This is a genomic window from Schaalia georgiae DSM 6843 (genome assembly GCF_000429245.1).
Lineage (GTDB): Bacteria > Actinomycetota > Actinomycetes > Actinomycetales > Actinomycetaceae > Pauljensenia > Pauljensenia georgiae.
Genome location: NZ_AUBM01000011.1, coordinates 1 through 23,561, shown reverse-complemented (window position 1 = coordinate 23,561; position 23,561 = coordinate 1). Strand labels below are relative to the sequence as shown.

The following is a 23,561-nucleotide window of genomic DNA, read 5'->3' as shown; positions in this document are numbered from 1 at the left end:
AATGTTCTCCTTCTAGTGGGTGTGGGTGGTGGCGTGCTCCCACTGGCGCGGGAGCACGACGGCCCGCGCCCTCAGTCGCGCCGCCAAGCGGGAGGCCAGGGAGCGCACCTGCTGGGCGTCCACGGATTCGATGTCGCGCAGTGTCTCCTCGACGACGCGGTAGCGCCCCATGACCTCCGAGCGCCCCAGGCGCATCATCCGGGACCAGTTGTCCTCGAGGCCCAGGACCAGTCCTCCGCGGACCTGCCCGCGCACGCGGGCCATCTCCTCGTCAGTGGGGCCCTGGGTGGCGAGATCCTCCAGTTGGGCGCGCATGATGGCCTCCACTTCGGAGACCGACCCGGGGTTGGTGCCCGCGTACATGCCGAAGGAGCCCGTGTCGGAGTAGGGGGAGGCGAAAGCGTAGGTCGTGTAGGCCAGGCCCCGTTTCTCGCGAATCTCCTGGAAGAGGCGCGAGGACATCGACCCACCCAGCACGGACAACAGGACGTGCATGACGGGCGTCTCCTCGTCGGTGGCCCGCAGGCCCTCGCATCCAAGGACCACGTGCGCCTGGCCCACGTCCCGGCGGCGCTCGACAACGCCCTCCCCCGCGCTGCCCGCGCCCTCGGGAGCGCTGGTGGGGCGCCTGGGGCGCGGAGGGCGGGGCGCGGTCGACCACTGCGAGGCGGCCAGCGCCCCATCGACGCGCTCCACGAGCTCGTCGTGGTCGACGTTGCCGGACGCCACGACGATCAGTGAGGGGCACCCGTAGTTCGACTGGTAGTGCTCCCACACGTCGTCGCGCCCGACCGCGCGGATGGCGTCGGCGGTTCCGCCGACCGGCCGGCCGATGGGCGTATCGCCGTGGACCGCCAGTTGGAAGGCGTCGTGAACGACCTCCACGGGGTTGTCATCCCCCATCGCGAGCTCGTCGAGGATGACGCCCCGCTCCGTGTCGAAGTCCGCGGGATCCAATACGGAGCCCGTCACCATATCGACGAGGACGTCGATCGCCGTGCCCAGGTCGGCGTCGCGCACGCGCGCCCAGTACGCCGTGTGCTCGCGTCCGGTCTCGGCGTTGGACTCCCCGCCGACCGAGTCGAAGGCGACCGCGATGTCGAGCGCCGAGCGCCGGGCAGTTCCTTTGAAGAGCAGGTGCTCGAGGAAATGCGTGGATCCCGCGCGGACGGGGTCCTCGTCGCGCGAGCCGACGGGCACCCACAGGGACGCGCTCACCGATTGGGCGGCCGGGACCTGTTGCGTGAGGACCCTGACGCCGGTGCTCCCGATCGACCGGCGGATCCGGGTGTCGCCGTCGTCGAAGGACATGGACGCGGCGTCCGGAGTGAGCGGAAGCGCGATGGGGGGCATGAGACTCCTAGTCGGTCGACGGCCTCCCGCCAGGAGGCCCAAGGGGAACGGGGTGTGGGGCGGACCGGTGTCCGCCCCACACCCCTCAAAGCGTGGCGTCGCGCCCGCTCACTCGTCGGAGGCGCCCTCCTCGCGGGTGGCCTCGGACTCGTCCTCGCGGCGGCGGCGGGTACGCGTGCGGGGACGGCGCTCGCGCCGCTCGGAACGGTCACGCCTCTCGGCGCGCTCGCGCCGCTCGGAGCGCTCGGACTCGGCGGGGGCCTCCAGGTCGCCCGCCTCGCCGTCGATGACGGCGTGAAGGCTGAGCTTGCCGCGGTCGCCGATCTCGTTGATCTCGACCTCGACCTGCTGGCCGACCTGCAGGACGTCATCGACCGAGTCGATGCGCTTGCCGCCCACGAGGCGGCGCACCTGCGAGATGTGCAGCAGGCCGTCCTTGCCGGGGGTCAGCGACACGAAGGCGCCGAAGGACGTGGTCTTGACGACGGTGCCGACGAAGCGCTCGCCGACCTCGGGCATCTGCGGGTTCGCGATCTGGTTGATCGTGGTGCGCGCGGCCTCGGCGGAGGCGCCGTCGGAGGAGGCGATGTACACGGTGCCGTCGTCCTCGATGGTGATGTCGGCGCCCGTGTCGTCCTGGATCTGGTTGATCATCTTGCCCTTGGGGCCGATGACCTCGCCGATCTTGTCCACGGGGACCTTCACGGTGATGATGCGCGGGGCGTTGGGGCTCATCTCGTCCGGGCCGTCGATGGCCTGGTTGATGAGGTCGAGGATCGCCAGGCGCGCGTCGCGGGCCTGGCCCAGGGCGGCGCGCAGCAGCTGGGAGTCGATGCCGTCCAGCTTGGTGTCCAGCTGCAGGGCGGTGATGAAGTCCCGGGTGCCGGCGACCTTGAAGTCCATGTCGCCGAATCCGTCCTCGGCCCCCAGGATGTCGGTGAGGGTGACGGCCTTGGGCTGGCCGTCGACCTCGCCGGTCATCAGGCCCATCGCGATGCCCGCGACGGGGGCGCGCAGGGGAACGCCCGCCTGCAGCAGGGACAGGGTGGAGGCGCACACCGAGCCCATCGACGAGGAGCCGTTGGAGCCCATCGTCTCGGAGACCTGGCGGATGGCGTAGGGGAACTCCTCGCGCGTGGGCAGGACGGGGACGAGGGCGCGTTCGGCCAGGTCGCCGTGGCCGATCTCGCGGCGCTTGGGCGAGCCGACGCGGCCCACCTCGCCGGTGGAGAAGGGCGCGAAGTTGTACTGGTGCATGTAGCGCTTGGAGTTGACGGGCGACAGGTTGTCGATCTGCTGCTCCATGCGCAGCATCGCCAGAGTCGTCACACCCAGGATCTGGGTCTCGCCGCGCTGGAAGAGCGCGGAGCCGTGCACGCGGGGCAGCACCTCGACCTCGGCGGACAGGGAGCGGATCTGGCGGGGGGTGCGCCCGTCCATGCGGATCTCGTCGCGCAGGGTGCGCGCGCGGATCGTCTGCTTCTCCAGGGAGCGGAACGCGGCCTTGAGGTTCTTCTCGCCCTCGGGGAAGCGCTCGGCGAGCGCGGCCAGCATCTCCTCCTTGACGGCATCGACGGCGCCGTCGCGGGCGAGCTTGCCCTCGGTGAGCAGGGCCTCGGCCAGTTTGCCGCCCACGCACTCCTCGACGGCGGCGTACTCCTCGTCGGTGTAGTCCAGGAACAGCGGGAACTCGGCGGTCTCCTTCGATGCCTTCGCCGCGACCTCGAGCTGGGCCCGGCACAGGGCCTTGATGAAGGGCTTGGCGGCCTCGAGGCCGTCGGCGACGACCTCCTCTGTGGGGGCGGTGGCCCCGGCCTGGATGAGCTCCCACTCGTTCTTGCCGCCGCCGGCCTCGACCATCATGATGGCGACGTCCTCGGAGCCGTCGTCCTTGGTGACGATGCGCCCGGCGACGACGATGTTGAAGACGGAGCGCTCCAGCTCGCTCCAGCGCGGGAAGGCCACCCACTGGCCGTCGACGAGGGCCAGGCGGGTGCCGCCGATGGGGCCCGTGAAGGGCAGGCCCGCGATCTGGGTGGACATGGAGGCGGCGTTGATGGCCAGGACGTCGTAGGCGTCGTCCGGGTCGATGGTGAGCACGGTCTCGACGACCTGGACCTCGTTGCGCAGGCCCTTGACGAAGCCGGGACGCAGGGGGCGGTCGATGAGGCGGGCGGCCAGGATGGCCTCGGTGCCCGGGCGGCCCTCGCGGCGGAAGAAGGAGCCGGGGATGCGCCCGGCGGCGTAGGCCCGCTCCTCGACATCGACCGTGAGGGGGAAGAAGTCGAACTGGTCCTTGGGGTTCTTGCCGACCGTCGTGGCCGACAGGACGGTGGTGGCGTCGTCGAGGTAGGCCAGCGCGGAACCGGCGGCCTGCCGGGCGAGGCGGCCCGTCTCGAATCGGATGGTGCGCTTGCCGAAGCGGCCGTTGTCGATGACAGCTTCGGCTGCGACGATGTCAGAGCCTTCCATCATGGGGCGTTTCTCCTTTGGTTTGTTGGTGTCGCGCTCCACTTCGGCCTTCGATCGAAGCCCACGGAGCCACCGGGGGTTCCGTGAGCCACTGTCGAAAACCGTCAGTTTGCGCGCGGGTTGGCGTGCGCCCTTCGATCGGGCGCGGGATCGCCGGGCACCGGGCCCGGCACGAGAAAGCGGCCCGACTCCTTGGGGAGCCGGGCCGGGGTGGGTCAGCGGCGCAGGCCGAGGCGCTCGATGAGCGAGCGGTAGCGCTCGATGTCGATGTCGGCCAAGTAGCCCAGCAGGCGACGGCGGCGCCCGACCAGCAGCAGCAGGCCGCGGCGGGAGTGGTGGTCGTGCTTGTGGGTCTTGAAGTGCTCGGTGAGGTCCTTGATCCGCTGAGTGAGCAGTGCGATCTGCACCTCGGGGGAGCCGGTGTCGCCCTCGTGGGTGGCGTACTCGGCGACGATCTGGTCCTTGACGTCCTTGCTCAGCGGCACAGGCTTCTCCTCAATTCGTTGCACGGGGCGGCGGGGCGGATCCCCGCGGCTGACGGTCCGCGGCCGATCGACGGCTCAATAAGAGTAGCACGTGTGACTATTGCGCCAACCCGGCTGCGACGAAGGACACCATCGGGCGCGCGAAGGCACTCGTATCTTACTAGAGCGCCGTGACCGAGTCAGGATCAACGCGCCCGGCGGGGCCGATGCCCAGGACCGATGCCGTTTGTCGCAGGTCATCGTCCATTTGGGCGAGCAGCTCCTCCAGCGACGAGAACGCGAGCATCGGGCGGATCCGCGACACGAAGGTGACGGCGATCCGCTCCCCGTAGAGGTTGAGATCACTCCTCCCGAGGACGTGCGCCTCGACCGTGCGCTCCGTCGCGCCGAACTGCGGGTTGGTCCCCACGGAGATGGCGGCGGGCAGGAACTCGGCGCTCAGCGTGCCCGGGACGTTGCGCACCAGCCAGCCCGCGTACACCCCGTCGCCCGGGACGACGCCCTCGATCCCACTGGCCAGGTTCGCCGTGGGGAAACCCAGCGCCCGGCCCCGTTTGAAACCGTGCTCCACGGTGCCACGTATGCGGTGCAGGTGCCCCAGCACGCGCGCAGCCCCGGCGACATCGCCCTCGGCCAGCAGGGAGCGTACCCACGACGAGGACCACCGCCGGCCCTCGGGGGCCTCGATGTCCGTCACCATGACGACGTCGAAACCGAGGCCGCGCCCCAGTTCCCGCAAGGTGTCGATGGTCCCGGCGTTCGCCCGCCCGAAGCGGAAGTCCTCGCCGACCACCACCTCGACGGCGCCCATGCGGTCGACGACGTACTCCTGGACGAATTCGTCGGGCTCCAGGGAGTAGAGGTTCACGTCGTAGTGGGCCACGAGCACCGCGTCCAGTCCGGCGGCGGCCATCGCGTCGAGGCGGTCGCGCAGGGGCGAGATGAGCTGGACCCCGGCCTCGGGTTTGTGGACCTGCAGCGGATGCGGGTCGAAGGTGATGGCGACCGCGTCGACGCCGCGCCTGCGGGCGCGCTCGACGCAGGTGGAGACGACCTTCTTGTGCCCGTTGTGCATGCCGTCGAAGTTCCCGATGGTAACGACTGAGCGCTGCGCGCCCGGGATCTCGGCCAGTGTGCGCCAGATTCTCATTCGGCTGCCCCTTCTCCCGCTGTTCCTTCTGCGCCCGGTCCCAAGAACACGGTCAACGCCCTCAATCGGTCGCCGCTGCGCGCCACCAGTCCCACGACCCGTCCGTCGGGCGCGGTCGCGGCCAGCGGCCCCGAGCCGTCCGGGAGGTTCCGGCGGGCGGGCGCCTGTCCGTGGGCGAGCGCTGCCGCCTCGCGCGGGTCGAGGTCGATCACCGGGAACATCGCCCGGGCCGCATCGTCCAGGGGGATCAGGGGCACGGTGGGCCGCTCGGGGGCGCCGCAGGCACCGGCCTCGAACTGCTCGAGTGTGAGCGCGTCCCCGATCCCGAAGCGTCCCACCCGGGTGCGTCGCAGGCGCACCAGGTGCGCGCCGCAGCCCAGGGCGGCCCCGGCGTCGCGCGCGAGGGCCCTGATGTAGGTGCCCGAGGAGCACTCGACCACGATGTCCGCGTCGACGACGGGCACGCCCCCTCCCCCGCCGTCGCGCGCGGGCAGGGCGGCGGGGCGCGGGGCTCCGATGAGATCGAGGCGCTCGACGCGCACCGGGCGCGCCTCCAGCTCGACTTCCTCGCCGGCGCGGACACGGGCGTAGGCGCGCCGGCCGCCGACCTTGATCGCGGACACCGCGGAGGGCACCTGCATGATGTTCCCGCGCAGCCCTTCCAGCGCGGCCCCGAGGGCAGCGGCGTCCAGCTCCGCGCACCCGGGCGCGCTGGTGGTCTCGCCCTCGGCGTCGTCGGTGCGGGTGGAGGCGCCGAAGCGGATCGTCGCCTCGTAGGACTTCGTGTCGCCGCTCACCCAGGTGAGCAGTTTCGTCGCCTTCCCGATGCCCACGACGAGGACGCCCGTGGCCATCGGGTCGAGGGTGCCCGCGTGGCCCACCTTCCGGGTGCGGGCGGCACGGCGCACGCGCGAGACGGCGTCGTGGCTGGTGATGCCCTGCGGCTTGTCGATGACGACGAGGCCGGGGCGGGGGCTGTCGGGTCTGCGGGCCATCGCCTCGCTCAGTCCTCCCCGCGGGGGCCTTCCCCGTCCTCGTCGTCGTGGCGGTAGGGGTCGGCCTCCCCGGCGTAGGAGGCGCCTTGGGCGCGCTCGGCGATCGTCGCGTCCTTGGCCTTGGCCGCAGCGAGGGCGCCCTCGAGGGCGGCGGCCGACTCGGGCAGCGCGTCGGGGATGAACTCCAGGGTGGGGGTCAGGCGCAGTCCCAGAACCTTGCCCACCTGGGAGCGGAAGAGGCCGCCGGCCGACTCGAAGGCGCGGGCGGCCCCCGCCCTGGCAGCTTCGTCGCCGTAAACGGTGTAGAAGACCGACGCGTGCTGCAGGTCCCCGGTGACGCGGGCGTCCGTGATCGTCACGAACTCCAGCCGGGGGTCTTTGACGCGCCGTCCGATCATGGACGCGACCGTCTGCAGGACACGTTCTTGCACTTTGCGCACGCGCGCTTCGTCTGCCATGGGAACCTCCGCATCATTGGCGCACCCGTGGGCGCGCCGACTCCTCGCCCAATGGTACGAGATGGAGGCCCGGGGCGCGGGACGGCGCCCGGCCCCGCCGGGAACCGGGCGCAGGAAGGGGAACCGGCACCGCTCAGGGCACGCAACGCACGCGCCGACGGAAGCCCCCCGCCGCGCGCGAGGGGCGGGGACCGCAACCGGCCCCCGCCCCTGCGTGCGCCCGCTGTCTCAGTCGCGGGCTTTCTCGCGCATCTCCCAGGTCTCGATGACATCGCCCTCGGCGATGTCCTTGTAACCCAGGGTGATACCGCACTCGTAGCCCTCGCGGACTTCGGTGACATCGTCCTTCTCGCGCCGCAGGGACGCGATCTCCAGGTCGTCGGCCACCACGACGCCGTCGCGCACCAGGCGGGCCTTGGCGCCGCGCCGGATCGTGCCGGAACGGACGATGGAGCCGGCGATGTTGCCGAACTTGCCGGATCGGAACACCTGGCGGATCTCGGCGCTTCCCAGCGCCACCTCCTCGTAGATCGGCTTGAGCATGCCCTTGAGAGCGGCCTCGATGTCGTCGATCGCCGAGTAGATGACGTTGTAGTACTTGATCTCGACGCCCTCGGCATCGGCCAGCTCGGCCACCCGCTCGGCGGGCCGGACGTTGAAGCCGATGATGACGGCGTTGTCCACCGTCGCCAGGTTGACGTCGTTCTGCGTGATCGCGCCGACGCCGCGGTGGATGATCCGCAGGGCGACCTCGTCGCCCACGTCGATGCGCAGCAGCGAGTCCTCCAGGGCCTCGACGGCGCCGGACACGTCGCCCTTGATGACCAGGTTGAGGGTGTCGACCTCGCCCTCGGCCAGGACCTTGTCGAAGTCCTCCAGGGACACGCGCTTACGGCGCTTGGCCAGCAGCGCCTGGCGCTCGGCGGCCTCGCGCTTGTCGGCGATCTGGCGGGCAGTGCGGTCATCGGGCGCCACCAGGAAGGAGTCGCCCGCCCGGGGCACGGATGTCAGACCGAGCACAGCCACCGGGGTGGACGGGCCCGCCTCGGACACGTCCTTGCCCGTGTCGTCGAACATGGCGCGCACGCGCCCGTGGGAGGAGCCGACCACCAGGGAGTCGCCGACGCGCAGGGTACCGCGCTGCACGAGCATGGTGGCGACTGCGCCGCGGCCCTTGTCCAGGTTCGCCTCGATGGCCACGCCGCGGGCGTCGGTCGTCGGGTTCGCCTCCAGGGTCAAGGCGGCGTCCGCCGTCAGCAGCACGGCCTCCAGCAGCTCGTGGATGCCCTTGCGCTGCTTGGCCGAGATATCGACGAACATGACATCGCCGCCGTACTCCTCGGCGACCAGGCCGTACTCGGTGAGCTGGGAGCGGATCTTGTCAGGGCTCGCCCCGTCCTTGTCGATCTTGTTGACGGCCACGACGATCGGGACGTCGGCCGCCTGAGCGTGGTTGATGGCCTCGACCGTCTGCGGCATGACGCCGTCATCGGCCGCGACCACCAGGATCGCGATGTCGGTGACCTGCGCGCCGCGGGCGCGCATGGCGGTGAACGCCTCGTGGCCGGGGGTGTCGATGAAGGTGATGGGGCGCTTGCGGCCCTCGTGGTCGACCTTCACCTGGTAGGCGCCGATGTGCTGCGTGATGCCGCCGAACTCGGTGTCGACGACGTCGGTGTGGCGGATGGCGTCCAGCAGCTTCGTCTTGCCGTGGTCGACGTGGCCCATGACGGTGACGACCGGCGGGCGCGGAGCCATGTTCTCCAGGTCCTCGAGTTCCTCGGCCTCCAGGTCGATGTCGAAGGACTCCAGCAGCTCGCGGTCCTCGTCCTCCGGGGACACGACCTTGATGTCGTAGCCGAGCTCGGCCCCCAGGGCCTCGAAGGTGTCCTGGTCCAGGGACTGCGTGGCCGTCGCCATCTCGCCCAGCGCGAAGAGCACCGTGACCAGGGCAGCGGGGTTGACGTTGATCTTCTCGGCCAGGTCCGCCAGCGAGGCGCCCTGCCGGATGCGGATCTGGGCCCCTCCGCCGCGCGGGATGGAGACGCCGCCGATGACGGGCGCGTTCTGCTGCTCGTATTCTTGGCGTTTCGCGCGCTTGGACTTGCGCCCGCGCTGGTTGCGCCCTCCCCCGCGCCCGAAGGCGCCCGGGGTCGCGCCGCGTCCACCGCCGCGTCCGCCGCGGGGACCGCCGAAACCGGTGGAACCGCCCGACGGGCCGTTGCCACCGCCTCCCGGGCGGGCCCCGCCCCTGCCGCGCCCGGGGCGCGAAGGGCGGTCGGAGTGCGCGGGGCCGCCAGCGGCGGCGTTGCGCGCGAAGTTCGCCTGCCCGGGCATCATCCCGGGGTTGGGCCGGCTCCCGGGCCGGGGCGCGCCGCCGCGCGCGGACCTGGGGGCGCCGGGCCTCGGCGGGCGCTCGCCCTGGGAGGGGCCGCCCTGGCCGCGCCCCTGCCGGGGCGGAGCCGGGCGGGGACCGCCGGAGCCGCCGGGCCTGGGCATGCCCTGGCTCGAAGCGTAGGGGTTGTTCCCAGGCCTTGGGCCCGCTGAACGGGCACCTGGGCGGGGAGCGCCGGGACGGGGGCCGTCCGGCCTACGCGGCGCGGGCTTGGGGGCCTTCGCCGAGGGGCGCGCACCCGGTTTGGGGGCCGCCGGGCCGCCCTGCGCGCCCGAAGCAGGGGCCTTGGGCGCTGCAGCGGGCTCGGGGGCGCCGGACGCCTTCGCGGCGGGTGCCTTGGGCGCGGCGGCGGGCTTGGGGGCAGCAGGCTTCGCGCCACTCTTCGCCGCGGGTGCGGCGGGCTTCTTCGGCGCGGGCTTCGCCTTCGCGGCCTCCTTGCCCTTCGCACCACTCTTGGGGGCGGCGGGCTTCTTCGGTGCGGGCTTCGCGTCGGCCTTCGGCTTCGCGGCTGCGAACTTCTCGCGCATGGACCGCACCACGGGCGGTTCCAGGGACGACGAGGAGGACTTGACGAACTCACCCGCTTCCTTCAGGTGCCCCATCAATTCCTTGCTCGTGATTCCGAGCTCCTTGGCGAGCTCGTGGACACGCAACTTTGCCACATTTCTCCTGTCCGGAAGCGCCTCCGGGCAGGAGGCGCGTTATTCGTCTTGCTGGCAGCTCATCGCTGGGTACTCATCGGGTGCCCATCAGCTTCCAACCCGCTTCCGTTTCTCGATCGTCGGCGTTTGCCGCTTGACTCGCGATCGCCTCCAATTGCACCCACACTGAGGAGCCGGTGTCGGTCCGCGCGCGCATCGCGCGCTCCAACGCCCGGCGCCTGCGGGCCGCCTGGACGCACGCGGGATCGGGGTGGATCCACGCGCCCCTGCCGGGCTGATCGCGTCGGAGGTCCACTGTCGCGGGGCCTCCTGGGGGCACGACTACGCGGACGAGGTCCGCTCGCGCGCCGCGCTCGCCGCAGCCGATGCACGTCCGGATGGGGCCGCCAGCGGCGGCGCTCCCCGGTGCGGATGGTTGCGACACGGTTCCCTAGTTTAATCCACGCGCGGTGCGGCCCCTGACCAACTCCTATGAGCGACTGGTCACGGAATCCGGTGTCGACACGCGCGAAGCGGTCGCCTCGTCCCCCGTTTCCGTGTCCGAGTGGATGTCGATGTGGAAGTTGGTGAGCCTGGCGGCCAGGCGGGCGTTCTGGCCCTCCTTGCCGATGGCGAGGGAGAGCTGGAAATCAGGGACGATCGCCGTCGCGGTCCGGTTGTCGACGGAGTGGACGACGACACGGGTCACGCGCGCGGGCGAGAGGGCATTGGCAACGAAGCGCGCGGGGTCCTCCGAGTAGTCGACGATGTCGATCTTCTCACCACCGAGCTCGGTCATCACCGCGCGGACGCGGGCGCCCACGGGGCCGATGCACGCGCCCTTGGCGTTGATGCCCTCGCGGGTGGCCGCCACGGCGATCTTCGTGCGGTGCCCCGCCTCGCGGGCGATCGCCCTGATCCTCACCAGCCCCTGCTGGATCTCGGGGACCTCGCGCTCGAAGAGGCTCTCGACCAGGCCGGGGTGCGTGCGCGAGAGGGTAACGCGGGGGCCGCGCTCGGTCCGCTCGACGCCGACCACGTAGGCACGGATGCGGTCGCCGTGGCGGTAGGTCTCGCCCGGGACCTTCTCCGAGTCGGGCAGGACGGCCTCGAAGTCGTCGCTGATCTGCACCCGCGTGAGATGGCCGTCCCTGCTCTGCTGGACGGTGCCGGTGATGATCTGCCCCTCCCGGCCGGCGAAGTCGCCGAAGACGCGCTGGTCGTCGGCGTCGCGGAGCCTGGCCATGATGACCGATCGGGCGGTGGCCTGGGCGATGCGCCCGAAGTTCTTCGGCGTGTCGTCGAACTCCCCGATGGGGTTGCCGTCCTCGTCCTCGTCGACGGCCATGACCGTGACGCGCCCGGTCTTCTTGTCGATCTCGATGCGGGCCTCGCTGATAGCGCCGGGGATGTTGTGGTAGGCCTTGAGCAGGGCCTCCTCGATGGCATCGACCAGGGTGTCCAGGGAAACGCCCTTCTCGGTCTCCACCATGCGCAGTGCCGTCATGTCGATTTCCATGTCCGCCTCAATCCTTTGAACCGAGTTCGACGCGGGCCCGCGCCTTCTTCATGTTTGCGTACTCGATGGTAGTCGTTCCCCCTTCGGTTTCCAGTGTGGCCGACACGTCGTCCGCACCGCGGACACGGCCACTCACGTGTCCGCCGTCACGGAGCTTGACCCGCACGGGCAGGCCTACCTGGCGTTTCCAGTGGCGGGGCTCGGTGAGCTCGCGCTCAGCACCGGGGGTGGACACCTCCAACAGGTACTCGCCGTCGATGGGGTCCGCCCGGTCGAGGGCGGCCGACACTGCGCGCGAGACCACGGCGAGGGTGTCCGAGTCCACTCTCGCCTGCTCCCCGGCGCCCTCGACCAGCGGAGTGTCGACCGTGACCCGCACCAAGGGGGTGCCCCCGGAGTGGGTGCGCACGACCGCGTCGAGTTCCAGGTCCTCGCTCGCGACGACCGGTCCCAGGAGTTCCTCGAGTCGCGCGTCTCGTGCTGGATGTGCCATTGCTCCCCGCTTTCCACTGTGTGGGACGCGCCGAGACCGGCGCGCCGACTTGGGTCTATATCCTACCCGGGGTGTGGGATGATTCCACCGTGCCTGTTTTGATTTCCGAAGCCACCCGCTCCACGCCCGTCCCAGCACCGAGGCGCGGAGCGCTCGCCCGAGCGGGCGCGGCGTGCGCCGTCGTGGCCGCCGTCGTGTCCGGATGCTCCTCCTCGTCCCTGCCGCAGCTGTCCGGGTTCGCCCAGGTCCGGGATTTGTCGGCCCGCACCGAGGCGGCGGCGGAGCTGCGCGCCCGGGCTCTGTCCACGGTCGCCGTGACGTGCACCTCCTGCCAGCAGGCACTGGGCTCGTTGGCCGACGAGTCGGCCACCAGGCTCGCGGCGCTGGGCGGGCTGTGGGATCCGTGGGGAGGGCAGCCCCCCGAGGGCGCCGAGGAGCCCGCGTCCGTCTCCGACGCCCCAGTGGACGTCGAGGGCTTCGTGGCGTGGTTGGCGGCCACCGCCGAGCGCGACCTGGCGGCCGCCGCGGATCCGACGACCACGGAGTCGGGCGACGACGCGCGCACCCTGGCGGCAGTCGCCCTGGGGCGCTACCGCAGCGCCCAGTCCCTGGCCTCCGCCTACGGGATCTCGGTGACCACCGGGGCCGCACGGGCGGATTCGGCCAACCAGCGGCTCAACGGCCTCAGCGAGGCGGGGGTGCAGACGTGGGGGGTACAGGACTTCCACACCTCCCCACTGCCCGCCCTGCCGTTCGGCCGGGCGGACCAGGGCATGGCCGCGTCACCAGTGCTGTCCGCCGCAGTCGCGTCGTGGGACTGCGTCGCCCAGACGCTGCCGCGCAACCGCGTCTCGGGCGAGCCGCTGGCCGATGCCGACGAGCGCGCCGAGGAGCTGATGGTGCGGACCGACCAGGCACTATCGGCCGGCGTCGCCGACGCGCGGACGGTGCGCTGCTCCCTGCCCTCGTCCTCGCCCGCCGACCTGGCGGTGGACCTAGTGGCCGCAGACGTGTCCCTGCTGGCCTCCGACTCAGCCTCCGTGCGGGCCGTGGGGGTCAACACGGCGCTCACCGACATCGCCCGCTGGGGGTCGGTGGCCGCTTTCGGGGCGGTCATCGGGGTCCAGTGACAGCGCCCGGCGGGCGGAGCTGCGACGGTGCCGGGCCCCGCCCCCGCAGTTGGGGGCGCCCGGTTCTGCGCCGCCGTCCACGCGGGCACAGGACCCCCTTCGGGCGCCTCACCCAAGTCCGCCCAGTTCCCCACCGTCTGCGCGGGCACAAGGACGCCCCGACGATGCCCCGGGATCCGCTGCACTTGGCTGTGCGGCGTCGGCAGTCCCCTCAGATGAGGGCGGTGATCGCGTCGCCGATCTGCGCCGTTGTGCGCGCCAGCGGCTCCCCCGCGCGCCTCGCCCCGGCCCGCGCCGCCATGTCGTGGGTGATCGCCGCCTCGACGCGCCGGGCAGGCTCGCCGTGCCCCAGGAAATCCAGCATGAGCGCCACCGAGGCGATGGCCGCCGTCGGGTCCGCTTTCCCCTGACCGGCGATATCGGGCGCGGAGCCATGGACGGGCTCGAACATCGACGGGAACTCGCCGCTGGGGTTGAGGTTGCCCGAGGCGGACAGGCCGATGCCGCCAGTGACGGCGCCCGCCTCGTCCGTGAGGATGTCCCCGAAGAGGTTGTCGGTGACGATGACGTCGAAGCGCCCGGGGTCGGTCACCATGTGGATCGTCGCGGCGTCGATGTGGCAGTAGCCGGTTTCCACGTCGGGGTACTCGCGGCCGACGGACTCCACGATGCGCCGCCACAGGTGGCCTGCGTTGACCAGGACATTGTGCTTGTGGACCAGGGTGAGGCGCTTGCGGCGCTTCCGGGCCAGGGCGAAGGCGTAGCGGACCACTCTTTCAACCCCGTGGGCGGTGTTGACCGAGACCTCCGTGGCGATCTCGTGGGGCGTTCCGACGCGGAGCGCCCCTCCGTTACCCGCGTAGAGGCCCTCGGTGCCCTCCCTCACGACGACGAAGTCGATATCGCCGGGGTCCGCCAGGGGCGTGGGGACCCCGGCGTAGTACTTCGAGGGGCGCAGGTTGACGTAGTGGTCCAACGCGAAGCGGAGCCCGAGCAGCAGGCCCCGCTCCAGGACCCCGGAGGGAACGGAGGGGTCCCCGACCGCCCCGAGCAGGATGGCGTCGTGGGCCTTGATCTGGGCGAGGTCGGCCTGCGTGAGCGTCTCCCCGGTGCGGTGCCAGCGCCTGGCCCCCAGGTCGAAGTGGGTGGTGGTGATGTCCACGCCCGTCCCCTCCAGCGCCCGTGTGAGCGCCTTGAGCGCCTCGGGCACGACTTCCTGGCCGATGCCGTCGCCGGGGATCACTGCGATGTTCAGCGTTGTCATGGTGTTATCTTCCCGTCCCCGCCCGGCTGCGGGCGGATGGCGTCCGCGCATTGGGAAGCCGTGCGCCCGCACTCGTGCCCGGGGACCGCCGACGCCCGCGCCTTTCGGAGAGCCGCCCTAGGCGATGGCGGCGTACTCGTCGATGAGAGCCCCCACGCAACGGCGGATGTCGTACTGGGCGCCGATGCCCCTGTACCGGGAGGCGCTGGCCCGGCGGCGGGCGTCGTCGTCCAGCCAGTAGTCGATGGCGCGGGCGAGCCCGCGCGCGTCCCCGGCCCGGTAGAGGCTATGGGGATCCCTGGCGAATTGCGCCGTCGCCGAGTGCGGCGAGCGGGCGATCACCGGGACGACCCCGTGGCGCAGGACCTCCAGGCACGACAGGCCCTCGACCTCGATAGTGGCGGAGTGGACGTAGAGGTCCGCCGCACGGGCCTGGGCCGTCAAACCATCGGCGTCGAAGAAGGCGAACTCCGGGGACCGGGTGAGCACCCCGTTCCTCACGAGGCGCGCTGCGTCCCGCCGTAGGCGCGCGCCCATGGGCCCGCGTCCCGCGAAGACCAGGTCGATGCGGTGGGCGTTGGCGCTGTGCCGCATCGCCCGCAGGACGGTGCCCTGGTCCTTCTCGCGTGAGAGCCTTCCCACGACGAGCACCCGGTAGCGGTTTCCGCCAGCGCCCGGGCGCGCGGTCCCGTCCGCAGGAGGGGCCATGCCGACGGGAGGGGCTCCTTCCGCGGGCTCCGCGGCGCCCGCGCCAGTGGGCGGAGCGCCCGTATCCGCGTCCGCTGCCGTCCGCGCCGCGGACACGGCAGGGGCGGGCGCCGGAACGCCATTCGATATGGTGACCAGGCGGGCGCCCATGTGGAGCGGGGCGAGGCGCTCCCGGACGTTCTCCGACGGGCACTGCACGACGGCGCAGTGGCGGTAGACGCGTCGGACCCACGAGGCCAGGACCGCCTCGTTGAGGGGGCGCAAGCCGGCGAGCCCGATAGTCGCCGTGAGGTTCTCGGGGTGGATGTGGTAGGTCCCCAGGCAGGGGGTCCCGGCGGCCCGTGCGGCGGCCGCGGCCCGGGCCTGCAATTCGAAGGGCTCCTCCAAGTGCACGACGTCCGCCCACCGGACGCCCGCGCGGACCGCCTCGCGCTCTGCCCTGGCGAAGGCGTACCCCTGGGAGCGGATGATCCCGTGGACCAGGGGCACGCGGGCCGCCGGGAGCGGGTAGTCGGGGGCGGGGAAACCCGCCTTCCGGCACTCGTCGGCGCTCCCGGAGCTGAGCACACGCACATCGTGCCCGGCGCCGCGCAGCGCGGCGATCGTGCGCCTTGCCGAGGCGGAGAGCCCATTGCCCGACGTGTAGAGGTTGTTGATGACGAAGAGGATTTTCAGGCGGCGCGCCGGCGCTGGCGGCCCCTCACCCACTCTGGTGTCTCCCATCCCCCAAGTGTCGCACGATCCGTCCTCGAAGGGGAGCACTCCGCACGCGGGCGGAGGAGGCGCCCTGCTGCCCGCCACGCGCGCCTATGCTCCTGGCACGAATGCGTTGCGGCGCCCAGAGCCAGCGCGCCCTGCTGCCCCATCGCACGGGAACACCTTCCGCCTCTCGAAGCCAGCCCCCGCCTCGTCGCCGCATAGGACGAGGCGGGGGCTGGTGCGCTCGGGCAAAGACGCCTCAGCGGGCCGCGGAGCCCTCGGTGTAGTCGGCGTCCACCTGCGACCAGCCGAACTTGGCGCGCAGCTCGCGGCCGGTCCTCTCGATCGGGTGGGACTCCTCCTCGGCGCGCAGCGCCTTGAACTCGAGGCCGCCGTTGTCCTGGTCGGCGATGAAGCGCTTCGCGAAAGTGCCGTCCTGGATATCGGCCAGGACGCCCTTCATGGCCTCTTTCACGTCGGGGCCGATGACGCGGGGGCCGGAGACGTAGTCGCCGTACTCGGCCGTGTCGGAGCACGACCAGCGCTGCTTGGTGATGCCGCCCTCGTTGATGAGGTCAACGATGAGTTTCATCTCGTGGCAGACCTCGAAGTAGGCGATCTCGGGCTGGTAGCCGGCCTCGACCAACGTTTCGAAGCCGTACTGGATGAGGTGGGAGACGCCGCCGCACAGGACCGCCTGCTCGCCGAAGAGGTCCGTCTCGGTCTCCTCGGTGAAGGTCGTCTTGATGACGCCAGCGCGGGTCGCGCCGATGCCCTTGGCGTAGGACAGCGCCAGCGCCCACGCCTCGCCGGAGGCGTCCTGCTCGACGGCGACGATGGCGGGGACGCCGCGGCCGTCCAGGTACTGGCGGCGCACGGTGTGGCCCGGGCCCTTGGGGGCCACCATGCACACGTCGTGCCCCTTGCCCGGATCGATGTACCCGTAGCGGATGTTGAAGCCGTGGGAGAAGAACAGCGCAGCGCCCTCCTTGAGGTTGGGGGCGATCTGCTCGGCGTACACGAAGCGCTGCACCTGGTCGGGGGTGAGGATCATGACCACGTCGGCGGCGGCGGTCGCCTCGGGGATGTCGGCCACTTCCAGGCCCGCGGCCTCGGCCTTCTCCCACGACGACGAGCCGGGGCGCAGACCGACGATGACGTCAACGCCGGAGTCCTTGAGGTTGAGCGCGTGGGCATGGCCCTGCGATCCGTATCCGATGACGGCGACCTTCTTCGACGCGATGAGGCCCAGGTCCGCTCCGTCGTCGTAGATGACTTCTGCCATTGTTATTTCTCCTTCAGTTGATCCGTGATCGAACGCGACCCGCGGCCGATCGCCACGGCGCCCGACTGGACGAGTTCAGAAACGCCGAAGGGCTCCAGTGCCGCCAGCAGCGCTTCAAGTTTCGACAGCGACCCGACTGACTCGATGACCACCGAGTCGTGCTGGACGTCGACCACGTGGGCGCGGAAGAGCTCCACGATCTGCAGCACGCCCGTGCGCGTGGCGGCGCCCGCGGCCACTTTCATGAGCAGCAGGCGCCTCTCGACGCTCTCCTCGGGCTCCATCTCGACGACTTTGAGGACGTTGACCAGCTTGTTGAGCTGCTTGACGACCTGCTCCAGGGGCGCCTCGTCGGCGTCCACGATGATCGTCATGCGGGAGATCTCGGGGTGCTCCGTCTCCCCCACGGCCAGTGATTTGATGTTGAACGCGCGGCGGGCGAAGAGCGCGGCGACGCGGGTGAGGACGCCGGGCTTGTTCTCCACCAGCACGGCGAGGGTGTGCCTGTTGGCCATCAGTCTTCGACCTCCCAGTTCGGGGCCATGCCCTTGGCGTAGCGGATCTCGTCGTTGGACACCCCGGCGGCCACCATCGGCCACACCATCGCGTCCGGGGACACGCGGAAGTCGATGAGGACGGGACGGTCGTTGATGCCCATCGCCCACTCGATGGCCTCATCGACCTCGTCGGCACTGCGCACGGTGCGCGCCGCCATTCCGTAGGCGGTGGCGAGCATCTCGAAGTTGGGGATCTGGTCGCCGTCGGCGGGGTTGAGCGTCGTGTTGGAATAGCGCTTCCCGTAGAACAGGGACTGCCACTGCCGCACCATGCCCAGGACGCCGTTGTTGATGAGGGCGACTTTGATCGGGATGTTGTTGATCGAGCAGGTGGCCAGCTCCTGGTTGGTCATCTGGAAGGAGCCGTCGCCGTCGATCGCCCACACGGCCCTGTCGGGGACCCCCACCTGGGCACCCATCGCGGCGGGCACGCAGTAGCCCATGGTGCCCGCGCCGGAGGAGGACAGGAAGGAGCGGGGGCGCTCGTAGGCGATGAACTGCGCGGCCCACATCTGGTGCTGGCCCACCCCGGTGACGTAGACCGCCTCTGGGCCGACCAGGGCCGACAGCCGTGTGAGCACGTGCTGGGGGGCGATGCGCCCGTCCTCGGGCTCGCTCCACCCGATCGGGTAGCGCTTGCGGAGCCGGTCGATGTAGCGCCACCAGCCGGTGATATCCGACTTCCCCTCCGACGAGGCGCGCGACACCTCGTCGGCGAGCACCGGCAGCGCTTGGGCGAGATCGGCGACGATGGGGATGTCGGCGTGGCGGTTCTTCGAGATCTCGGCGGCGTCGATGTCGATGTGGACCACGCGGGCCCGGGGCGCGAAGGCGTCGAGCTTGCCCGTCACCCTGTCGTCGAAGCGCGTGCCGAGCGCGACGATGAGGTCCGCGCGCTGCAGGGCGCCGACGGCTGCGACGGTTCCGTGCATGCCGGGCATCCCGAGGTTGTGGGGGTCGGAGTCGGGGAAGGCGCCGCGCGCGGTGAGAGTCGTGACCACGGGGGCGCCGGACGCCTCGACGAGGCGCGCCAGGGCCGCGCTGGAGCCGGAGCGGACGGCGCCTCCGCCGACGTAGAGGACGGGGGCCTGCGCGTCGCAGATGGCACGGGCGGCGGCGCGCACCTGCTTCATATTCGGTTTTCCGGCGACCCGGTACCCGGGCAGGTCCAGGGCCGGGGGCCATGAGAACTCCATCTGGGCCACCTGGGCGCTCTTCGCGATGTCCACCAGGACGGGGCCGGGGCGCCCCGTGGCGGCCAGGTGGAAGGCCTCGGCGATGCGTGCGGGGATCTGCGAGGCGTCGGTCACCAGGAAGGAGTGCTTGGTGACCGGCATCGACGCGCCGACCACGTCCGCCTCCTGGAAGGCGTCCGTCCCGATCAGGGAGGCTCCGACCTGGCCGGAGATCACGACGATGGGCACGGAGTCCATGTGCGCGTCCGCCAGGGCGGTGAGGGTGTTCGTCGCCCCGGGGCCGGATGTCACCAGGGCGCACCCGACCCGGCCGGTCGCCAGGGCGTAGCCCTCGGCGGCGTGCCCCGCCCCTTGTTCGTGGCGGACGAGGATGTGGTTGAGCGCCGAGCCCATGAGCGGGTCGTAGGTCGGCAGGATCGCGCCGCCCGGCATTCCGAAGACATCGGTGACGCCGAGGGCTTCAAGGCTTGCAACGATGGCTTCGGCGCCAGTCATCGGGATCGGTTGTGCAGTGGTCGTCACCGCTGGTCCTCTCATGTCGCTGATCTGATCGTTCCTATGAAAAAATCCCCGGCGCTTGCGCGAGGGGGACGAGGCGTGCGATCCATCCATGTGTCACGCGGCAGGAATCGCACGCCCGGGTACAAGGACCAGGGCGAACAGTTCGATCGCGTCAATGTTGAGCACGCCCCAACGGTATGCCCCCGCGCCCACCGCCTCCCCGTCCGTCTCATACTACGGACCCCGGGCGCTTGTCGGCCGCCGACGCACTTCGACGAAAGGCCCAGCGCCGCGCCGGGCCCCCGGCTAGCATATGTAGGGTCCGCAACAGCGAGTGATCCGCGTCTTCGAACCTCGACAACGATGGAGTTCTCTACCTTGGAAACCGTATTCGAGATACTGGCGAAACAGCCCGTGCTCTTCCTGTTCCTCCTAGTGGGGATCGGCATGGCCTTCGGGCACGTCAAGATCAGGGGGATCGGCCTGGGGGCCGCAGCCGTGCTCTTCTTCGCCATCGTCATCGCCGCGTGGGCCCAGTCCTACGGGATCGAGCTTCGCGTGACGCCCCAGCTGGGCACCCTCGGCCTGACCCTGTTCACCTTCGCCATCGGGATCAACTCGGGCGCTTCTTTCTTCCACAACCTCAAAACCGCGATCGGACCAATCCTCACGATGGTGGCGCTGTACGCGGTCGCCGCGATCGGCGGCCTGTACGTCGGCAAGGCCCTGGGCATGGAGGTCCCCCTCATCGCGGGCACCTTCGCGGGGGCGCTCACCAACACCCCGGCCCTGGCGGCCGCGGGCGACGCGTCGGGCAACGCGCCCATGGCGACCGTCGGCTACTCCATCGCCTACCTTTTCGGCGTCATAGGGATGCTCGCCGCCTCCATGGCGGCCCTGTCGTACGGGAAGAACGACAAGGACGCCCCCTCCCCCCTGTCGAACCGCACGATCCGCGTCGAGCGCGAGGACCACCCCTTCGTGGGCGACATCTACGAGAGGCTCGGCGAGAAGATCACCTTCTCCCGCCTGCGCCGCGGGGAGACCGGCCCGATCACGCGCCCCTCCATGTCCGACACCCTGGACCCGGGCGACCTCGTGACAGTCGTGGGGCCCCGCGAGCTCGTGGCGCGCGCCGCGGTCGAACTCGGGCATGCCTCGTCCCACTCCCTCATGCAGGACCGCTCCTACTTGGACTTCCGGCGCATGACCATCTCCAACCCCCGGATCGCCGGGCGGACCGTCGCCTCCCTGGGGCTGGCGAAGGAGTTCTCCGCGACGATCTCCCGGGTGCGCCGCGGCGACGTCGATATGGTCGCCGAGCCCGGACTGGTCCTGCAGCAAGGCGACCGCGTGCGCGTCGTCGCCCCTACCTCGCGCATGAATGACATCACGAAGTTCTTCGGCGATTCCAGCCGGGGCCTGACGGACCTCAACCCGATCGCTTTCGGTCTGGGCATGGCGCTGGGCATCGCCATCGGCGAGTTGCCGATCCTGACCCCCAGCGGCGATTACTTCTCCATCGGCTCCGCTGCCGGGACGTTGATCGTCGGATTGATCTTCGGGCGCATCGGGCGCATCGGCCCCATCGCCACCGCACTGCCCTTCACGACCTGCCAAGTGCTTTCCGAGCTCGGCCTATTGATCTTCCTCGCACAAGCCGGTGCCACCGCCGGGGGGCAGATCCTCGAGGCGTTCACGTCCGGCGCGTGGATCCGGATCTTCGTGCTGGGCGTGATGATGACCTCCATCATGGCGGTCGGCCTCTACGTGGTGATGCGGTGGGTATTCCGCATGGGCGGAACCAGGCTGGCGGGCTTGCTCGGCGGCGCCCAGACACAGCCCGCCGTACTCGCCTTCGCCAACGGCAGGACCAACGCGGACCCGCGCGTCGCGCTCGGTTACGCTCTTGTGTATCCGGTGGCGATGGTTGGTAAGATAGTCGTAGCTCAGATCCTCGGAGGCGTTTGAGACTCTGACACGCGGAGAGCACACCCGACTCCGCGAGTCCTGCGGTGAGTGGAGAAACCTCCGACACCACCCCTCTCCACTCACAGAGCGGGGCCGGTCCCCCCAGACCGGCCCCGCTCCTAATATCCGTCGTCCTGCTCATACGGCCCCACGGGCGCGCGCAAACCGGAGTGGGTGTTGCCGCATGCCCACGGGCGCGCCGGGCGCCGCGGGCTCGCAACGACTGCGGTCAGTGCCCGCATCCCTCGCCGCTGTTGCCAGAGCGCTCCTCGGCAGACTCGCACCCGCAGCGGGACCCGCGCGCCCGAACGCGCCGCAGAACCAGGGCGACAGCGATCTGGCTCAGGGTTATGGCCGCAACGGTGATGACGATATTGCGCCCCACAGCAGTGATCTCCTGGGCGGTAGTGTCATACGAGCACAAGAACCCGAGTGGCTTGGCGGACATCTCGACGGTGAATCTCATGCGTCTTCTTCCTCTTCGTAGTCCCAAAGGTTGGGAACCATTTCCTGGCGCTCCATGAGCCAGTTCTTATCGGTGAGCATACGCGACAGCGCCAGGCCCATGCCGATGGCGACAATGGTGAAGAGCACCGTGAACAAGGCGCTGAGCGCCTCATCGATCTGCTGGTTGTTGAGGTTGGTGAGTGCCCTGTAAAGGGGGACCCCGGGGATCATGATGACGACGGCGGGCACCGAGAGCGTCACCCGGGAGAAGCGCGTCCGTTTGGCCACAGCAACCGCCAGCAGGCCCGCTGCCAGGGCCGCGAGTCCCACGGCCGCCGGCACGGGCACGCCCGCCAGCAGCACCAGTGCGATCCGCCCTGTGTTGATGAGGGCGCCGATGAGCGCAGCTGCGAAGCACACGCGGTGGGGGGAGTTGAACAGGATCGCGAAACCATAGGCGGCGACGAAGCTCGTGAGGAAGCGCAGGAGGAAGTGCAGCCACGGAACCAGTTCGATCGTGTACTGCGGGGCCACCGACCAACCGAAGACCGCCGAGACGGACCACACGGCCACGCCAGCGCTCGCCACCAGCATGGAGACGTAGACGAGCCTGCCTATGCCCCCTTGGAAGTCCTGGCGCACCAGGTCGATAAGGCCCGTGACCAGGGGGAATCCGGGGACCAGGAAGAGCAGCGCGGAAACAAAGCCCGCCTGGTGGGTGGCCTCGACGCCGAGGAACTGCTGGGCGGGGGCGACGAGAAGGATGTAGATGAGGGCCGCCAGTGCGCCGCACGCCATCCACACGCCGAAGTGGTTCATATGGCGGTGCAGCATCTGGCGCCTCAGCGCTTGACCGAAGAACGAGGCGACTGCGACTGCGGAGCATTCCACCCATCCCCCACCGTTGAGGAAGGCGAAGGCCGCGCACGCCAGGCCCGAGGCGAGCGCGTTACTGAACCAGTCGTACAGCGCGGGGATACGCGCGACAGCGTCGAGCTCGTCGGATACGTCCTCGACGCGCACGGACCTGCCCTGCAAGGACGCCACATAGTTGTTGAGCCTGTCGATCTTGTCGGCGTTCACCCCCATGAGCCGCTGCTCGGCCAACTCAGTGCGGAAGGTGCCATTGGCGTAGGCCGTCGCGATGATCTCGGTGTAGGTGACCTGGGCCCTGTGGTCGGAGATACCGACTGCGCGGGCCAGATCTGCCATCGACTTCTTCACCCTGTACGCGCTGGCGCCGAAGGAGAGGAGCATCTGCCCTAGTCGGAGGACGATCTGGGATTGGGAGGCGAGCCTGTCGTGCGCGGCGATCCGCTGGTTGAGGATGTCGCCCGCCGTCTCCGGCGACGAGCGGTGGGGTTTGGTTGGTTCTGCTTCTGCCATAGGAACAAGCATCCCACACATTGAACTGGGGAACGGCGGACGAATGTCTCGGTCGTGTGTGTTGTTCCTCGTTTGTGTGTGCGTGTTGTGGGGTGTACACCCCTCGCGTACGGGTGTGTTTGTGGGGGGCTCGCACGGTGTGCGGGCCCCCCACTGTGGTGTGTTGTGGCGGTTTCCTACTCTCCCACACCCCCTGGGGTGCAGTACCATTGGCGCGGCCGGGCTTAGCTTCCAGGTTCGGAATGTTGCTGGGCGTTTCCCCGGTGCTGTGACCACCACAAGTCTCTAATTCTGACCCCCGCCCTCCTCCCCTGTTGCTGCGCCCCTGTTGTTGTGGGCCGCTGCCCCCCTCCCTTGTCGGGTTCGGGGGGGTTGGGGGGTGGGTTGGTCGTGGTTCGTATAGTGGTTGCGGCATCCCTTCCCCCGGTGTTGGCCCCTGCCCTCCCTGTTTTTGTG

At 70.3% G+C, this 23,561-nt stretch carries 19 protein-coding genes and 1 rRNA gene; 2 read left to right on the top strand and 18 right to left on the bottom strand.

What is annotated here, in order from left to right:
• Positions 1 to 12: 12 nt before the first annotated feature.
• The 10 genes from G447_RS0106445 to G447_RS0106400 all read right to left on the bottom strand — a co-directional run bounded on the left by G447_RS0106445 (position 13) and on the right by G447_RS0106400 (position 11,961).
• Positions 13 to 1,353, bottom strand: coding sequence for a M16 family metallopeptidase (locus G447_RS0106445; protein WP_026430467.1), 1,341 nt, complete (start codon positions 1,351 to 1,353; stop codon positions 13 to 15).
• A gap of 108 nt (positions 1,354 to 1,461) precedes the next feature.
• The gene (locus tag G447_RS0106440; protein WP_026430466.1) at positions 1,462 to 3,828 is read right to left on the bottom strand and encodes a polyribonucleotide nucleotidyltransferase; all 2,367 of its coding nucleotides are present in this window, start codon (positions 3,826 to 3,828) and stop codon (positions 1,462 to 1,464) included.
• A 212-nt stretch (positions 3,829 to 4,040) separates the two neighbouring features.
• Entirely contained in the window at positions 4,041 to 4,310 is a 270-nt protein-coding gene (rpsO, locus tag G447_RS0106435; protein ID WP_005867417.1) for a 30S ribosomal protein S15, read from the bottom strand.
• Between the two features lie 160 nt (positions 4,311 to 4,470).
• On the bottom strand, positions 4,471 to 5,460 hold the full coding sequence (locus G447_RS0106430; RefSeq protein ID WP_026430465.1) for a bifunctional riboflavin kinase/FAD synthetase: 990 nt from the start codon (positions 5,458 to 5,460) through the stop codon (positions 4,471 to 4,473).
• Positions 5,457 to 6,455: a tRNA pseudouridine(55) synthase TruB gene (gene truB / locus G447_RS11195; RefSeq protein WP_034476595.1), complete on the bottom strand. Its 999-nt coding sequence runs from the start codon at positions 6,453 to 6,455 to the stop codon at positions 5,457 to 5,459. Before truB ends, G447_RS0106430 begins: the two co-directional genes overlap by 4 nt.
• A gap of 8 nt (positions 6,456 to 6,463) precedes the next feature.
• Complete coding sequence (rbfA, locus tag G447_RS0106420; protein ID WP_005867419.1) at positions 6,464 to 6,913, bottom strand: 30S ribosome-binding factor RbfA; 450 nt, start codon at positions 6,911 to 6,913, stop codon at positions 6,464 to 6,466.
• Between the two features lie 228 nt (positions 6,914 to 7,141).
• Entirely contained in the window at positions 7,142 to 9,970 is a 2,829-nt protein-coding gene (gene infB / locus G447_RS0106415) for a translation initiation factor IF-2 (RefSeq protein ID WP_026430464.1), read from the bottom strand.
• 73 nt (positions 9,971 to 10,043) lie between these two features.
• Positions 10,044 to 10,394 (bottom strand): YlxR family protein, encoded by a 351-nt coding sequence (locus G447_RS12045; protein ID WP_279364824.1) that lies wholly within the window; start codon positions 10,392 to 10,394, stop codon positions 10,044 to 10,046.
• Between the two features lie 45 nt (positions 10,395 to 10,439).
• Complete coding sequence (gene nusA, locus G447_RS0106405) at positions 10,440 to 11,468, bottom strand: transcription termination factor NusA (protein WP_026430463.1); 1,029 nt, start codon at positions 11,466 to 11,468, stop codon at positions 10,440 to 10,442.
• Positions 11,469 to 11,475: 7 nt separating this feature from the next.
• On the bottom strand, positions 11,476 to 11,961 hold the full coding sequence (locus G447_RS0106400; protein ID WP_026430462.1) for a ribosome maturation factor RimP: 486 nt from the start codon (positions 11,959 to 11,961) through the stop codon (positions 11,476 to 11,478).
• Positions 11,962 to 12,050: 89 nt separating this feature from the next.
• Here G447_RS0106400 and G447_RS0106395 point away from each other — a divergent pair, with 89 nt between their 5' ends.
• Positions 12,051 to 13,091 carry a hypothetical protein gene (locus G447_RS0106395; protein WP_026430461.1) on the top strand — a complete coding sequence of 347 codons (1,041 nt, stop codon included), beginning with the start codon at positions 12,051 to 12,053 and terminating at the stop codon, positions 13,089 to 13,091.
• A 211-nt stretch (positions 13,092 to 13,302) separates the two neighbouring features.
• On the opposite strand, the gene G447_RS0106390 is transcribed toward G447_RS0106395, so the two are convergent.
• The 5 genes from G447_RS0106390 to G447_RS0106370 form a co-directional block, all read right to left on the bottom strand.
• Positions 13,303 to 14,355 (bottom strand): 3-isopropylmalate dehydrogenase, encoded by a 1,053-nt coding sequence (locus G447_RS0106390; protein ID WP_026430460.1) that lies wholly within the window; start codon positions 14,353 to 14,355, stop codon positions 13,303 to 13,305.
• A gap of 117 nt (positions 14,356 to 14,472) precedes the next feature.
• Positions 14,473 to 15,786: a glycosyltransferase gene (locus G447_RS12040; RefSeq protein WP_081697874.1), complete on the bottom strand. Its 1,314-nt coding sequence runs from the start codon at positions 15,784 to 15,786 to the stop codon at positions 14,473 to 14,475.
• A 235-nt stretch (positions 15,787 to 16,021) separates the two neighbouring features.
• The gene (ilvC, locus tag G447_RS0106380) at positions 16,022 to 17,047 is read right to left on the bottom strand and encodes a ketol-acid reductoisomerase (RefSeq protein ID WP_005868894.1); all 1,026 of its coding nucleotides are present in this window, start codon (positions 17,045 to 17,047) and stop codon (positions 16,022 to 16,024) included.
• Positions 17,048 to 17,049: 2 nt separating this feature from the next.
• Positions 17,050 to 17,562 carry an acetolactate synthase small subunit gene (gene ilvN, locus G447_RS0106375; protein WP_005868896.1) on the bottom strand — a complete coding sequence of 171 codons (513 nt, stop codon included), beginning with the start codon at positions 17,560 to 17,562 and terminating at the stop codon, positions 17,050 to 17,052.
• The gene (locus tag G447_RS0106370; protein WP_051226267.1) at positions 17,562 to 19,337 is read right to left on the bottom strand and encodes an acetolactate synthase large subunit; all 1,776 of its coding nucleotides are present in this window, start codon (positions 19,335 to 19,337) and stop codon (positions 17,562 to 17,564) included. The genes ilvN and G447_RS0106370 overlap by 1 nt, the downstream gene beginning before the upstream one ends.
• A gap of 342 nt (positions 19,338 to 19,679) precedes the next feature.
• On the opposite strand from G447_RS0106370, the gene G447_RS0106365 reads away from it, so the two are divergent.
• Positions 19,680 to 21,272, top strand: a complete 1,593-nt coding sequence (locus G447_RS0106365; protein ID WP_026430457.1) for an aspartate:alanine exchanger family transporter — start codon at positions 19,680 to 19,682, stop codon at positions 21,270 to 21,272.
• Positions 21,273 to 21,501: 229 nt separating this feature from the next.
• Here the strand turns inward: G447_RS0106365 and G447_RS0106360 are convergent, their stop codons facing one another.
• From G447_RS0106360 to rrf, 3 genes are all read right to left on the bottom strand, one after another.
• The gene (locus G447_RS0106360; RefSeq protein WP_026430456.1) at positions 21,502 to 21,738 is read right to left on the bottom strand and encodes a hypothetical protein; all 237 of its coding nucleotides are present in this window, start codon (positions 21,736 to 21,738) and stop codon (positions 21,502 to 21,504) included.
• Positions 21,735 to 23,033, bottom strand: coding sequence for a threonine/serine exporter family protein (locus tag G447_RS0106355; protein ID WP_026430455.1), 1,299 nt, complete (start codon positions 23,031 to 23,033; stop codon positions 21,735 to 21,737). The genes G447_RS0106360 and G447_RS0106355 overlap by 4 nt, the downstream gene beginning before the upstream one ends.
• Positions 23,034 to 23,268: 235 nt before the next feature.
• Positions 23,269 to 23,385, bottom strand: a 5S ribosomal RNA gene (gene rrf, locus G447_RS0106350).
• Positions 23,386 to 23,561 lie beyond the last annotated feature (176 nt).